General features: G+C 32.8%; 13 protein-coding genes. All 13 read right to left on the bottom strand.

Features of this window, described 5'->3' with window-relative positions; all coding sequences use genetic code 11:
* Positions 1-3 precede the first annotated feature (3 nt).
* The 13 genes from QMG11_RS12280 to QMG11_RS12220 all read right to left on the bottom strand — a co-directional run bounded on the left by QMG11_RS12280 (position 4) and on the right by QMG11_RS12220 (position 14,383).
* Positions 4-612, bottom strand: coding sequence for a GNAT family N-acetyltransferase (locus tag QMG11_RS12280; RefSeq protein ID WP_281836322.1), 609 nt, complete (start codon positions 610-612; stop codon positions 4-6).
* 2 nt (positions 613-614) lie between these two features.
* Positions 615-2,060 carry a lipopolysaccharide biosynthesis protein gene (locus QMG11_RS12275; protein WP_281836321.1) on the bottom strand — a complete coding sequence of 482 codons (1,446 nt, stop codon included), beginning with the start codon at positions 2,058-2,060 and terminating at the stop codon, positions 615-617.
* Positions 2,048-3,136, bottom strand: a complete 1,089-nt coding sequence (locus tag QMG11_RS12270) for a GNAT family N-acetyltransferase (RefSeq protein ID WP_281836320.1) — start codon at positions 3,134-3,136, stop codon at positions 2,048-2,050. Before QMG11_RS12270 ends, QMG11_RS12275 begins: the two co-directional genes overlap by 13 nt.
* 53 nt (positions 3,137-3,189) lie before the next feature.
* Complete coding sequence (locus QMG11_RS12265) at positions 3,190-4,281, bottom strand: glycosyltransferase (RefSeq protein WP_281836319.1); 1,092 nt, start codon at positions 4,279-4,281, stop codon at positions 3,190-3,192.
* Positions 4,281-6,257, bottom strand: coding sequence for an alginate lyase family protein (locus QMG11_RS12260; protein WP_281836317.1), 1,977 nt, complete (start codon positions 6,255-6,257; stop codon positions 4,281-4,283). The genes QMG11_RS12265 and QMG11_RS12260 overlap by 1 nt, the downstream gene beginning before the upstream one ends.
* A 12-nt stretch (positions 6,258-6,269) precedes the next feature.
* Positions 6,270-7,442 (bottom strand): glycosyltransferase family protein, encoded by a 1,173-nt coding sequence (locus QMG11_RS12255; RefSeq protein WP_281836316.1) that lies wholly within the window; start codon positions 7,440-7,442, stop codon positions 6,270-6,272.
* 26 nt (positions 7,443-7,468) lie between these two features.
* Positions 7,469-8,605 carry a glycosyltransferase family 1 protein gene (locus tag QMG11_RS12250; protein WP_281836314.1) on the bottom strand — a complete coding sequence of 379 codons (1,137 nt, stop codon included), beginning with the start codon at positions 8,603-8,605 and terminating at the stop codon, positions 7,469-7,471.
* A complete protein-coding gene (locus tag QMG11_RS12245) occupies positions 8,605-9,423 on the bottom strand; it encodes an NAD-dependent epimerase/dehydratase family protein (RefSeq protein ID WP_281836313.1) in 819 nt (272 codons plus the stop codon). Before QMG11_RS12245 ends, QMG11_RS12250 begins: the two co-directional genes overlap by 1 nt.
* A gap of 1 nt (position 9,424) precedes the next feature.
* Positions 9,425-10,039, bottom strand: a complete 615-nt coding sequence (locus QMG11_RS12240) for a sugar transferase (RefSeq protein ID WP_281836312.1) — start codon at positions 10,037-10,039, stop codon at positions 9,425-9,427.
* A complete protein-coding gene (locus QMG11_RS12235; protein WP_281836311.1) occupies positions 10,026-10,862 on the bottom strand; it encodes a formyltransferase family protein in 837 nt (278 codons plus the stop codon). Before QMG11_RS12235 ends, QMG11_RS12240 begins: the two co-directional genes overlap by 14 nt.
* 19 nt (positions 10,863-10,881) lie before the next feature.
* Positions 10,882-11,562 carry a PIG-L deacetylase family protein gene (locus tag QMG11_RS12230; protein ID WP_281836310.1) on the bottom strand — a complete coding sequence of 227 codons (681 nt, stop codon included), beginning with the start codon at positions 11,560-11,562 and terminating at the stop codon, positions 10,882-10,884.
* 19 nt (positions 11,563-11,581) lie between these two features.
* Complete coding sequence (locus QMG11_RS12225; protein ID WP_281836309.1) at positions 11,582-12,118, bottom strand: PglD-related sugar-binding protein; 537 nt, start codon at positions 12,116-12,118, stop codon at positions 11,582-11,584.
* A 360-nt stretch (positions 12,119-12,478) separates the two neighbouring features.
* Positions 12,479-14,383, bottom strand: coding sequence for a polysaccharide biosynthesis protein (locus QMG11_RS12220; RefSeq protein WP_281836308.1), 1,905 nt, complete (start codon positions 14,381-14,383; stop codon positions 12,479-12,481).
* Positions 14,384-15,392 lie beyond the last annotated feature (1,009 nt).

The raw sequence follows: 15,392 nt of genomic DNA, 5'->3' as shown, positions 1-15,392 counted from the left end.
TTGTTATTTTTGATGTTTTGAACCATATATTAATTTATTCTTTAATATTTTAACTTCATAAAGTTTTCTATTTTTTTTGAATCCTAATCTCTCATAAGACTTTTGGGAGATTATATTGTCACAATAAATTAGTACAATACTTTTTTTATAGCCTTTCTGTTTCGAATGCATTAATCTGTCTACTATAGATTTTTTGTGGTAACCCCTCCCCCTAAACTTCTTAAAAGTGTAATCATCATACAAATAAGTAGTTTCGTTTCCAAATTCCAAACCGTTATTTATATCTGGATCACTTTCTAAGTTTTTAAAAGCTAATCCATAGTGACCTGCTATAGCGCCTGCTTCAATTATTACAAAATCTTGAGTTTCATTATTAAACTGCCTCTGCTGAAGTCTATTTATTTTTTCAGTCCTAATTTCTTCATTTTTTTCTGAAATTAATAGCTTTAAATGTAAATCCTCAATCTTTCTTATCTCAAAACTTTCAATTTTTGAAAAGTTTTTTAAGTCTATCTCATATAAAAAATAATCCTGATATACTTTTGCCTTTAGCCTAGAGATTACTCCTCTTACCCCTTCATTTTTTAAAATAAATTTTACTTTAGCTATCACCTTTACATCCTCATTCTTTTTAGTTTATCAATGCTTATCAACCTTAATTTAAAACAAATCAAAAAATAAGATAAGACAAATAATATGTTGATTATAAATTCTGTTAATAGATTTAAATTTAAAATAGAATATAGTCCGTATAAAAAAATGTATATACAAAAATACTTTATTAAATAACTAAGTTCAAAATTTACGTGATAATATTTTTTTCCACACTTATAATATAGTATGTTCGTTAACCCGTATGAAATTAAAGTTGCTATTGCTGCTCCATAAATTCCGATTAAAGGTATTAAAATTAAATTTAAAATAATATTCAATATTGCTGCAAGACCAGCTAAAAGGGAATTTAACAAGCTTTTATTTTTAATATTCAGCCCCAAACCAAAAAATTCATTGAGCCCCCATAAGAAATAAGAAAATGATACAAAAGGAACTACTTTAACTGCCTCTAAATATTCTTTTGTTCCCAGTATTGTAACTAATATCTTAGAATATAAAGAGAGACCTAAAACACAAAAAATCCCTGAGAAAATATAGAAATTAAAAAATTCTATAACCTTTTCCTTGCCTCCTCTTTGATCATAAACCTTAAATTTAAAAGGTGTGAATATCTTTTTAAACGGTATTAATAATACAGGGTTAATTAACATTCCTATTGTATAGGCCAGAGAATAAATACCTACATCTGAAAAATCTGAATACTCTACTAAGAATCGTCTGTCTATTAATGTTAAAATCCAGGTTGAAACCTGCCCTAAAACAAGTCCTAAACCAAAAGTCACTGGTTTTTTGATTTCTTCAATATCTATCTGAAGTTTATAACCTTTTATATCTTTCAAAAATAATGTCATAAATATCATGACTTCAATTACTAATTGAACCTTTAAGATCAAAAAAACACTTAATTCTTGGTAGGAGTACACTATATAACTTATAAATAGTAAACGTATAAAAATCCTTAAAAAATTAATAATTGATGCCTTAAGCGACTTGAACTCCATTATATACTCTGCTTCGTAAACAGAAATAAAACCTGTTATCATAGAAGCCAATGATAAAATTATGATATAGTTGTCTCCGTTTGCTGTCTCTGCCAACAATATTTTAGATAATATATTGCTGAAATTGATTATCAACAATGTGCTAAAAATACCTATAAGAAAGAGGAAGTTTAATATAGAATATTTAAATTTTGACTTATCTTTTATATCGTTATAAAACCTTGAGAAACCACTTGTTATACATAATGTAAATACTATAGAAATAATTCCTTGAAGAGATAGTACTAGATTATAAATTCCGTAGTCAGAAACTTTTAAGGTATTCGTTAATAGAGGAGTATAAAACAGCCCTAATAGTTGCGTACCTAATGAAAAAGCTAAATATACTAACCCACTCGATAGCACCTTATTATTTTTTAACCTTTTATATGCTATTTCAAACATTTTAATGCCTCTTTAAATTTAAACATGCTTTTTAAAAGCCTAGACTTTTTATCACTATTATTCCAAATTTCTAATTTATAGACATAATTCATTTCTGGAGTCCACTCAAATTTCCATGGGTATCTTCCACATCCAAAATCATACGATTTTATGTTATTCTCAAAACAATAATTCATTATTTCGTGTTTTATAACTCTTCCAGGTCTATATTTATTATATTTAAAGTCATGTGCTATATTCCAAGAATACAATATATCATTGTATATATAGCAAGAATCATAAGCTATTATCTTATTCTCTTTATCTAATAATAAAAAGTTTATAATATTTTTTGAAGAATTATAGAGATCTTCTAAGAATTTACCTTTCGTTTCTATTTGAAATAAAGTTCTTCGATCTTTTCTCCCATCATTTTTTATCATATTCATCTGTAACTTTGTGTGAGTATCTTTTATTTCTACATATCTGTTTATTTCATGATTCTTTTCTACTTTAAATAGGTATTCTATTTCTCTTTTCATTTTATTACGCTGATTTTTGGTACTTTTAGATATATTTTTCAAACTGAAATCATTATAGTTCTTATATTTCCAAAAATTAATTTTAGGATTTTCAACTTGCAATTTAAAATTCTTATTATAATTTTGGTGTTTTAATATAACTCTTGCTAAATCGGTATCTATTGATATATTTTGAAGAGAAACTCTATTCCATAAAGTTGTTTCTGACAATATGTTTTCTAATATAAAATTAAAGACTTTTGTCTTATTAACATCTTTTGATTTTAAAATGATGTTAAGATAATCTCCCCATCCCATAAAAGCTAATGTTTTTAAAGATAAAACTTTTCTTTCTACCTTTATATAAAGAGGTGCAATTCCTAAAATTGCTTCTCTTTTATCTTTAATAACTATAACATAAATATTATCATCTACTATTCCTGAATTATTTAACCAGTGATAATTATATTCAAACGTATTAAAATAAGATAAATTTTCATCTTCTTTTTCCAAAGCTTCCCAATCTTCTTTTAAATTATAAAAACCTTTTTTACATCTAATTATTTCTGCTCTCATTTTTTACTCCTATTTTTTACAACCTAAGAAATCTTATATTTTCAAGTAAAATTTTATAATTTAGAATAAACTTTATATCCTTCTTCTGCATAATTTGGGCATTCATTATTTTTTGCTTTTTCTTTATAATAATCATAATTATTTAATATTTTATTAGTTATTTTTTCCAAATCATCCAAATCTCGTGTTTTAAAATTTATTACTCCTTCAGGTCTTACTGCTACATCACTTGCTATGCATGTTATTTCTAATGATATTGCTTCTCTAACAGATATTGCATCACCGTCAGAATTTGTCGGTCTTAAAAAAATTGAACTTTGCTTCAATATAGGATACATCTCAACTTTATCAGTAATAAATAAAAAATCTTTTTTTATCTTTAATTCTTCTATTCTTTTTTTTAGTTTTATAAAGTAGTCGCTATCCTCAACTTGAGGCAACAAAAAAATAAATCCAATCTTTTCCCTTCTTTTTACTTTTAGACGTCCTAAAAGCTCTATACACATATCTATTCCATATAAATCTTCTCCCTCATAAAACCTCATACCAGATGCATTAGCTGTAAGTATCTTGTCTTTACTATTTATAAAGTCCATAATCTCTTTTTTTATTTTAAATTTTTCATTATTAATAGGCTTTATAAATGCTGGAATGACTGATACCTTCTCTCGGCTACACCCATATTTTATTAACTTTTCTTTTATAAGTAAGTTAACTGCTATAAAATGGTCTCCCTTTTCTAAAACGCATTTAACTATTTTTTTCTTAAAATAGTTAAATCTATCAATTTCATCTCTAAAACTATGGAAAGTAAAGCAAATTTTTATTTTCCTCAATTTACAAATTTTCACTAAGATATACCTCATAATCCAGGAATGTGAATGATAGTGTATTACCCTATTTCTGCTCATGAACAACAATTGTAAAAGTATAAGGAGCTTTCTCTTCCCAATGATAATATCCATGTTATTTATATCTTTTATTGAATTGTTTTTACTGTCATCCACCAGCGCAAAGTCTGTCTCACCTATTGAAAATAAAAATTCGCAAAACCTTTTTATGTGAATAGATAGTCCTCCAATAGGTGGAGGATAAGGACCAATAATTAATATTTTTTTCTTTAACCAGCTATGACAACTTAACATTAACATTCCTCTTTTCTAACAGGTATTTTAATTTCAAAATAATTTTCTTGTTTGGCTTTATTCACAATTTTTTTACTTTCTAAACTAACTCCATAACTAGGAGAAACTAACACGTCTTCTAAAAAACATTCATTGTTACATTGTATAGTCACTTCATCAGATGTTTTTATTATAGTTTCATCAAACTTTTCTACCTTTACATCACTACCTAAAATCCAGTTTGCTTTAAAGCCTTTATTATTACTAATAGAGTCTGTGATTTCAATCTTATAATTTTTAGGATCGTAGATTATTTTTCTGGTGTGTACTACTCCTAGATTTTCTTGGTAACCATAATGCAATCCCTCAAAGCAGGTTTTTTCACCTTCCTTTTCAAACTTAATACATTTAGCCTTGCTTCGATCGTAAAGTTTAAAAAGTGCTTTTTCCTCTATGTGATTTTGTTCTAACCCTTCTATACTCACTGTATTATGAAGTTCTGTGCTTCTAAGTAAATTTCGCGTTTTATAATTAGCCGTATAAACAAAAGTACCAGGGTCTATAAATACATCATTTCCATCTATTTGAATCTCAACACTCAATTGGTCATTGTGAGCGTGTCCTCCCATTCCAGCCTGTCCTACTCCCCCACACCTTATAAGTATATTGACCCTATTATCTTTAATTATGAAGTATCCCATTTGAGGATATCCTATGGTCTTTACCTCTTTTAGAGACTTAAGCCCTAAAGAATTCTTAGCCCTACCTGTCAACCATAATGCTTCTGATTTATAATTTTTTCCACATTCTCTAAAATCATCTCTATTAAAGTACTCTCCAGCAACTGCCATTAAATGTCTATGATCCCTTTTTTCCTCCTGTCCATAGTTTGAAAAAATATGCAGCCTTCCATCGTCTGCATCGCCTATTTGTGGAGCTAAGCCATTATTTTTTGTATAATTCAAAATAAACTCACACATTTTCTCTAGCCGAAACGTATAATTTGAATCAAATTTAATGTTATTTTTTTCGCATAAAATTGTGGTGCTTAGCAATAGTTCAGTTGCTAACCTATGATATGGAATAGATGCCTCAAAGTTTGTTCCTTCTTCATTTACTTGATATTCAAACTCTGAAAGGAGCCTATTCAATCCTTCATCTAACCATTTTCTTGCTTCTGAATCAAAATCTTTCATAAACAATCCTAACCATATTAGGCCTACTAAGTTAGTAAGATAATGATTATTACCATGACCCACCACATCACACTCTAGGTTTCTTTTTATAAATTTTCCTGATACATATAAATTTTTAAATAGATTTTTCTTAAATTTTTCATCAATGTGCGCTGAATTATTGAAATAAAAATAACCTATAATAAAGTTTATTACTCTTATGCAAACATCCATTGTACAAGTCCAGTTCACTCCTATATAAACTGGATTTTCCTTAATCCAGTCCTCAACTTCTTCTTTAAACTCTAAAGCAAATTTTTCATCATTAGTCAACCAATATGCCTGACCTAAAGTAGGTATGTGCTGAAATCTAGAAAGTTCCCATGGGAATTTTACATCTGAATCATTATTTAGATCTACAATTTTCAATTTTTTATAATACAGCTTTGGCCAGCAAAAATCACTTTTATAGTCCTTATGCCAATTAATTTTTCTTCCTAAATTAATTTCTCCACTTCCTAATAAATTAAATTTATGATCACATATTTTATTGGCCTGAAAAATTATATTTTTATCTAAATCTAACTCTTCTAGAAATTTATTGTATTTTTTTTTATCTTTTGAATTAAAAAAAAATAGATCATTCGGTATAAACTTATCAAACTTTCCATCTTTTATTTCACTTTTTATTTTAATCACTACACTTTCATTAAAAACATGAAATATTTTTTCAAATAACCTTACATATACTTTCTTTAATATTTCATAATTTGAGTATTTTATTCTTAGATTTTCGTATTCGTAAATAATTTTATTAATCAAAATATCACCGCTTTATTTAAAAAGTTTTTCAATCTTATTAAGTAAATATTTTTGCTGTTTTTTCATACTAAAAGTCTCATCAAAATTACTTTCTTTTTTATTTCTTTCACTATTAATGCACTCCACTTTCTCCAGCCAATCATTCTTTGAAATATCAATGAAGTGGTTCCTGTCATGAGTGTTTTCTAAATCTTCCAAAATACCAATTTTTCCTGAATATAGTAAAGGAACTCCATAAGTTATATATTCCGATATTTTTGTTGGTGCTGCTACCTTGTTCACAATATTGTTATTTCTTATAACAAGTCCTAAATTACTAATCTCTAAATAGTATTTTACAAAATCATGTTTTACAGATTTTATAATTATTGACTCTTGAATCTCTTTTGTGATATTTTCAGGAAAGTTAACTTCGCCATTGGTTAAAATTAACAACTTAGCTTCCTTTATTTTTTCTCTTACTTTTAAATATACATCAAATATTTTAGTTATAGATTGCCAAGCAGCTACAGACCCTATATAAGTTACATAAAAGTTATTATTATCATAATTTATTTCATTCTTTATTTTATTTAAAACACCTTGATCTAACTTCTCTTTATCCGCTAGTGTTGGTATAATAAAATACTCCTTATCCCTTGAATAGTCATAATCACTTATCAGGTAATTTCTTAAGTTGTTCGTTACAAAAGAGTATGCATTACAATTTTCTTTTGAAAAACTAATAGCTCTTCCCTTTACCCTCTTATTTAATTTATAAATAAGATTAGACTTATTTCTCATTTCTAACTCTTCAATAGGCAAGCCTCTATTATCATATAAAATATGTACGTTCTCAAAATTTTTAAATGCTTTTTTAGCTATATATGTTGAAAGCTCTCCTCTACACATTATGAAAATAGCTTCATCCTTTTTATAACTTTTTTCAACTCTATGCTTTAACCTTAATGCATCAACTTTTAATTGAAATTCAAAAAGTGGCGGTAATGAAGGAAGAGTAATAAACTTAGTTAGATACTTAGAAATCTTTTCTTCAACTTCTTTCTTCTTAAAAAAAGTCTCATGATTTCTAAATAGCATTAAATCAACGTAGTGCTCTTTTTTAGCCAAATTTAAATATTTCAATACTTGGGACTCAAATATTAAAGTATTATCTTCCCTATAAACTATATATATTATCTTCATTATCCAACTCCCTTTTTCCTAAGCTACTACCCTCTATGTTTATTAATGTAATACTCTTCCATCCACTTAGCTAGAGCTTTTATGTCATATCCTCTATCTACAATTTCTTTTTTTGTTGATTTTCTTCCGTATCCATCTTTATACTTAAGGATCTCATTACTCCAATACGTAGCTCCCTCACTTAAATCTAAAAAGCTATTCGTTTTTAATATGTCCGCCTCATCAGTAATTTTATCAGAAAAAATACACTTAAGGCCTGCAGCCTGTGCTTCTACTCCTACAACAGGTAGCCCTTCAAAGTGTGAAGGCATAACAAAAACATCCATGGCCTGCATCAATTTAGAAATATCCTCTCTTACTCCTAAAAACAATACTTTATCTTCCAAGCCTAACTTTGAAACTTTTTCTTTTATATCATTTTCTAACTTTCCTCTGCCGATTAAAAGTAACTTTGAATTTTTGTGTTGCTTTTGAATCTCATTAAATATATCTACTAAAAATTCATGATTCTTTTGATAGAAAAATCTCCCTACATGACCAATCACAAAGTCATTTTTTAGTCCCAGATCTTTTCTATATTTTTCTCTAATTTTTTCATTATATTCATATGCTTCTGAATCAATAGCATTATTTATAACTTTAAACCTTTCACTATTTATTGCAGCTTTATCAAAAAGCCATTTTCCTGCTTCCTTAGAACAAGCAAAATAATCCGTTGAAAGTTTTTGAATAGGTAATTGTAATAAAGTTGTGACCTTTCCTGTTAAACCCTGTCTGGATTTTGTTAGATGGCTATGCGCAATACATGTTTTTACGCCATGTTTTTTAGCTAAAGGCATGTATAAAGAAGCTGTATTTGTCATATGGCCGTGAATAACATTAAACTCCTGATGTTTTTTAAAAAAGCTATTCAAGGCTTTGATATACTCAAAAACTTTCCAGTAATATGTTTTTGTCATCGATTTAATTTTAGGCATTTCATAGATTTCTCCACCTAAGCTTCTTATTTCCTCATTGTAATGAGCCTCTTCTCCAAAATGACATAAAAAATCAAATTGAACTTTACTCCTGTCAATGTTTCGATAAATATTCATAATCAGTGTTTCAAGTCCTGCTCTTTCCATTCTTCCTACTATTTGTAAAACTCTTATTGGTTTTTCCATTATTTCACCTCATTATTTGCTATTTTAAATACCAGGCTTCCATATAAACTCGATATAATATTTGGTCTTATCTTATGCAATAATTTTATTAAAGCAAAATTCATTTTTATCAAAACAACTTTCTTTCTACTTTGTTTCGCTAGTAACTCCACTATTTCTCTAATAGATAAATCTTTATCATCTTTTGGTATGTATAAACCAGATTGATTTTTCTCTATTATCCTCTCAGTTTCATCAATTAATTTTTCTATATGAACAACACTTCTTTTATTTTCCTCATTGCCAAGTGGTACTATTGGAAGCTTTTTTATTAATCTCTCTAACCTGGGAATATTGCCTGGACACCCTTCTCCATAAACCAAAGGCGGCCTTAAAATATATATTAAAAAATTTTCATTTGATAATTCTTCTAATATTTTTTCAGCATTTAACTTGCTTTTAGCATAAGGAGTTACGGGGTTAGTTGGAGTATTTAAAGTTATTACTCTATCATGATCAAAGTAGCCATGTGTCCCCCACACTGCTACAGTAGAGTAAAATACAAAGTGTTTTACCCCTGCTTTCTTGGCCTCTACTGCTATTCTTCTGGTTAACTCAGTATTTACTTCAAAATACCTTTCCTCTGGAGCTCCCTTCATTTGGTGCACTAGAGCAGCAAGGTGAAGAATGCAATCGACACTACTATAGTCCAGTTCTTCCGGCTTATTTTCTATTAAACAAACCGGAATTATATTGTATTTCTCACTGTACTTTTTTATAAAGTTACTGCCTACAAATCCACTAGCTCCGGTTATCATAAGGGTTTTCTTTTTTCTCATCTTATCCCTGCTCCCTTACCAAACTTTTATTTGTATACTTTTCCTCTCCAAACAGTACTACTCCAACAGTTCTGATAAAAATCTTTATATCCAGACCTAAACTGAAGTTTTCTGCATAATATACATCCAGTTTATACCTTTCCTCCAGTGACAGATATATATTTCCGCTGACCTGAGCAAGTCCTGTCACCCCGGGTTTTACGTTAAGTCTCTTAGATATTTCTGGAGTATAGTCTTCCAGTGAGGCTATCCTCTCCGGTCTTGGCCCTACCAGGCTCATCTCTCCCCTCAATACGTTTAACACCTGAGGGATTTCATCCAGCTTACTTCTCCTTAGGAATTTACCGATAGAAGTGACCCTTGCATCATCCTTCATTACTTCCTGCCCCTTAACCATTTTTTCCGACCCGGGCTTCATAGTCCTAAACTTAAAAACTTTAAATATCTTTTTATGCTGTCCCGGCCTCTCCTGAAGGAAAAATACCGGACCTTCAGATGTCACCTTTATTAAAATCCCTATTAATAGCCATATCGGTAAAAGAGCAATTAAAACAATTAGCGAAACGCTGATATCAATAACTCTTTTTAATATTAGATCTATCTTATTGTTCTTCATTTATTGTTTCCACCTCGAAATCAATTGGTTCCAGATACCCATCCACAAGCTTTATCGATCCATTCTCTTTATCGACTTTAGCAGACCATATTATGGTTTTCTTATTATCTTTTACATAAAATGCTCCGGGATACGGATGGGTTACTGCTCTTACCAGCTTCTCTGCTTCATCCATAGTCATCTCACTGGTAACCTCTCCATCTTTAGCTGTTCTTCCCGGCCATTCTGTAGCCTGAGTGTCATCCTGCTTTGTGAGGGAAACTCTATCAGTTATAATATCCTCCCAATACTTGGAGATAAGGTCTACATGCATCCTGTTAACATCTTCATATAAATTAGTAGCTGTGGTACTCTCATTTAGATTAATTATCCCCTGGCCTATTATCTCACCTGTATCCACTCCTTCATCCAGCTTAAACATAGTTACTCCTGTCCTATCAAGACCTTTGAGTATAGCCCAAGGAATTGCAGCCCTTCCTCTGCCCTTGGGAAGAAGCGTAGGATGCATTCCAATACACCCCTTGCTAGGTGCTTCCAGAACATCTATTTTGGCTATCTGGGACCACCCGATTATGAATAACCAGTCTATCTCATGCTTCTTTAAAGCATCCAATACCTCTATATCATTTATGTTATCGATCTTTAATAGTGGTGTATCATAATTGGAGGCTGTTTCATCTAGATAAATTCTACCTGATTTCTTTTTTGCTTTTTCATCTTTCAGTGTAATCAGCAGATCTAACTCTCCGCCAATTCTGTATATCTCCTCTATGCAGCTCAATCCAAGCTGAACACATGTAACAAATGCAACTTTCTTCTTCATCTTTCCATCTCCCACCTATTTAAAATCCACGTCTAAAAGCACTCTCAAAGGACTCTGCATAAACCATTCCGGCTTCTCCTCCTCTGTAGGCTGCAAGACCCTTTATTGCTTCATTGCTTCTGGGATGCGGATACTCCCTCATTACACCCCTGTATTGAGATAGAGCTTCAAGCTTTTTATTGATTCCTTCTTCTCCTACCTCTATATAGGTATTAGGGTTATATTGATTCATAGATTTATTTAGAGACCATTCAGTGGCTGAAGGAACTTCCATAAACAACAGTTCCTTTAACGGCTTTACCATTGAATTTCTCTGAAAATATCTTACTGCAGCCTGACAAGCCAATGATGTGTGAAGGTGATCATTATTTAAATCAGAAGGGTGATGAGTTATTACAACTGCAGATTCGGTATCTACTATAGCCTTCTCAATAAACTGGACCAATTCTAAGTGTGGCACCATATTTAGTTTAATATTTGGAAAATCTCCCTTTATGACCTTATTAACTCCCAGTATTTTCATGGAACTGTTAACATCTTCTTCCAGCTCGTCGTCACTAGGCCTATAATTTCTTACATTAACCTCCCCAGACAAAATACAAACATTCACATTATGCCCCTCTTGTGTCAGTTTGTAAGTTGTCGCTCCAGCTCCCAATACCTCATCATCTGGATGAGCTACTACTATTAGATAATTCAACTTCATTCCTCCCAAACTCCTATATTAACTTTATTTTTTTATTTCTCTCTACTGTAATTCCCATATCGATAAATACCCTTTCATCGGTACCGCTCCCGCCACCTAGAATAACTCCGTAGGAGATATGGCTGTATCTTCCGATCTCACAGTCATGTTCTATAACAGCCTTGGTATTCACAATGCTCAGTCTTCCTATGACAGTATCTGCATTTACAGCAGCTCCAGCCCCTATAAAGCATCCCTCTTCTAACTCAGCTCTCCTTGAAACAATGCTTTTTGGATGAATAACTGTAAGGTACTCAAATCCTTTATTTTCCTCGTAGAACTTCTTTCTGAAACCATTATTTCCTACAGCCAGATGAATGAGATTTCCCTTATAGCTTTCTGCTTCCTCTATACTTCCAAGTCTCTTGTATCCGTATATCTCAGTATTTTCCTCATTGTCATCCAAAAACCCTGATATCTCTATTTCCTCTCCCGCAGAGATCATCTCCTCTATTGCATCGATAACCACCTTGGCATGGCCTCCACCGCCTACTATCACAACTTTCTTCACTTTTCTCTCCTAAAGAATAATCTCTACTCTAATTCTAAAAAAAATTTATAGTGTCCTTCTACCATCTTCATATCGCCCTAATATAATTTCCAAAGATTTATAAGTCGGCTGCAGGCAGTCGTCGGACTTCCCTCCAAGAGTTAACTTCATTGCGTAACTAAAAAATATTGATATTAATAAGTTTATTTTTTAGTTCTCAGATTTCTTGAGGAAATTCTGAGTTTTATTATAGGTTTAGGCTCTGTAGAGAATGAAAAATCTTCTTTTCTTCATACTTCCACAGATTGTTACTCACTAATTCGTGTAAATTCGTGGCAAAGGTGTAATGTTTTGATTTTAAAACGTTGCTTTTATCTTTCTCTATGCTAGAGCCACCTTCCCTTTCACAGCAACTATCTCTTCCTCTACCTGAGCTTCTCTTAGCTTCTCTCTCACAGGAGCCTTCTTCTCCTCAAAGTGATGACTAGGCTCAGCATAGGTGGATACAAACTCCTTCATTATCCCCTTTATGATATCCACATCTGGATCTACTACCTCTCTCTTGAGTACCTTAAGGTAGTTCTCCACATCCACTGCCTCCTCCTTGAGCTTGGAGATAAATATCTTCCTGTTCTCCGTCTTTATGGCAGCATTTACATCGTAGAGGAGCTCCTCGTAGAGCTTCTCTCCGGGACGGAGTCCCACTATGTCTATTCCCACATCAGCATCAGCCAGCTCTATCAGGTTCTTGGCCAGGTCGATTATCTTTATAGGTTCCCCCATATCCAGGATAAATACCTCTCCTCCCCTTCCAAGGTATCCCGCCTCTATAACCAGCTGGGCAGCCTCAGGTATCGTCATAAAGTATCTGGTGATATCCTTGTGGGTCAGTGTCAGGTTCTTCCCCTCCTCGATTAACTTCTTGAAGATAGGTATTACGCTTCCATTACTCCCCAGCACATTACCAAACCTTACAGCCATATACTTGGTCTTGCTATTCTTTGCCTTCTCCTGGATCACTATCTCACAGGCTCTCTTTGTGGCTCCCATGATGTTGGTAGGGTTTACCGCCTTATCTGTGGATACCAGTACAAACCTTTCCGACTCGTACTTCTCTGCAGCATCCGCCACATTCTTGGTTCCCATAATATTGTTCTTTATGGCTTCCTCCGGGTTGTGCTCCATGAGGGGTACGTGTTTGTGGGCAGCGGCGTGGAACACCAGCTCCGGTCTGTACTTGTCAAAGAGCCACTCCACCTTATCCCTTTCCCTCACATTGCATATCTCACTTACAAAGTTGAGGTTACTGTACCTTCTCTTGAGCTCCAGCTCCAGGAAGTAGATGTCATTTTCATTCACATCTATGGCCACAAGTCTCTTGGGATTGTGCTTAGCTATCTGTCTTCCCAGCTCACTTCCGATACTTCCTGCACCACCGGTAACAAATACCGTCTTTCCCTCTATGAGCTTGTCCAGGTTCTCATTGTTGATGGACACTTCCTTCCTTCCCAGAAGGTCCTCTATCTTTACATCTCTCAGCTGGTTTACCGTGGATCTGCCATCCAGCAGGCTCTCCATTGCAGGAAGCACCTTTATCTTTATATCTGTATCCACAAAGTAATTTCTCAGCTCCTTGATTACCTCGCCGGTAGCCGACGGGATAGCTATGATTACAGTCTTCACCCTGTACTTTTCCAGGATATTTGGGATGTTATTCCTTCCTCCCAGTACCCTGTAACCGTGGAGGATTACTCCATGCCTCTTGGGGTTGTCATCCAGGAATCCCAGGATATCATACTTGAAGTTGGGGTTCTTTCTGCTCTCCTTGGCGATGCTCTCCCCGGCTTCCCCAGCTCCTATTACCAGGGCCAGCTCTCCGTCCCCCTTTACCTTGTTCATCGTCTCCACATACCTCATCACTCTGAGAACATATCTGTTAAAGAGCTGGAAGAGGGTGCAGATCAGCGTGGTAAACACCAGCATGGAAACAGATATACTCTGCCCCAGCTGGATAAATGTTCCCAGCATGAGTATTCCCGCCATTATATTGGTGAATATGATCTGGCTTATCTCCACTATACTCGTGTACCTCCAGCTTTTATTCTGAAGGTTAAGCAGCAGATATACCAGCAGGAAAAACATTATATATACCCCGTGGTGGTCCTTCTGCAGCTCATCGCTCCATGTCAGGTCATACTTTAAAAGGTGGGCTACCAGGAATCCCAGCAGGATAGATCCCACATCCAGGATTATCTTTCCCTTTCGTCTAAGGCTAAATTTATACATCTCTCTCCTCCCCTAGATTAAATTTTATGTAAATGTTAATTACGCCCGTACTTATCTTTCTCTAATCTCACTTCCGCCTCTAGAACAAGCTTTAATTACCTTAAACCTCCTCCTCCAGGCAAAATCATTTCTGTGACTTTGTCACAAAGTCGTTCAAATTTTTTAAACTATCCTTAGTTTGAGGTTATCCTCACTCTTCAAAAAATCTCTTTAGAACAATATTTATATTTTATATATCAATATATATTTCAAATAAATTTATTTAAGTTCTCTTTTCAATCTAAAAAAACGTGTGAACCAAGGAGTCAAACTCTTGACGACTATGGTTCCCCGCAACGTCAAAAACCGTTGACGTTGTTTCCTCATTAAACCTTAATTATGTCTTCTGATCTAACCTGTGACTAAGACCAAAATCTTTTTCTGCCACGAATTTACACGAATCTTCATAAAATAAAATCAGTTTTTATGTAGATCTTTTTAGAAGCTTCTGATTACATAGTCCACATCACTTCATTAAAATATTTATTAGTGGATATTAGTGTTAATTGGTGGCAAAGAGATCACGAAGCTTTTTATCGACTGTAGATAGTCGTCCGACTTCTCTGTTATCCCTACTCCGTTTCGTCGGACTTATTAGGTCCTATCCAGAGTCCATAAAAGAAACGATTAATATGTTATACCTCCAAAGACAATTACCGGAAGTCTTGAACTTTGGGCACCTTTTTTTCAAGAGAAAGGTACAAAATCCTTTTTCACTCCAGGTTAATCCATATACACCCTTACAGAAAATATACTACACTAATTTCCAGATGAATATAAGTGACAAAGTCACTTATATTCATCTTTTTTTTAATATTTTTTCACAAAGTATATTTTTCAAGTCAAATTTGTCAAAGTTAACTTTCTATAAATAATCTTAATTTTAAAATAATTCGTGATTAATGTTTACCTTTTCCCCTGTTATCTTCTCCCCTTACCAAGGGGGAAGCACACTCCCGAGAAGGGGGTC

The organism is Propionigenium maris DSM 9537, from assembly GCF_027925155.1.
GTDB lineage: Bacteria > Fusobacteriota > Fusobacteriia > Fusobacteriales > Fusobacteriaceae > Propionigenium > Propionigenium maris.
The sequence above is the reverse complement of the archived record's forward strand: the minus strand, read 5'-3'. Positions and strand labels throughout refer to the sequence as shown.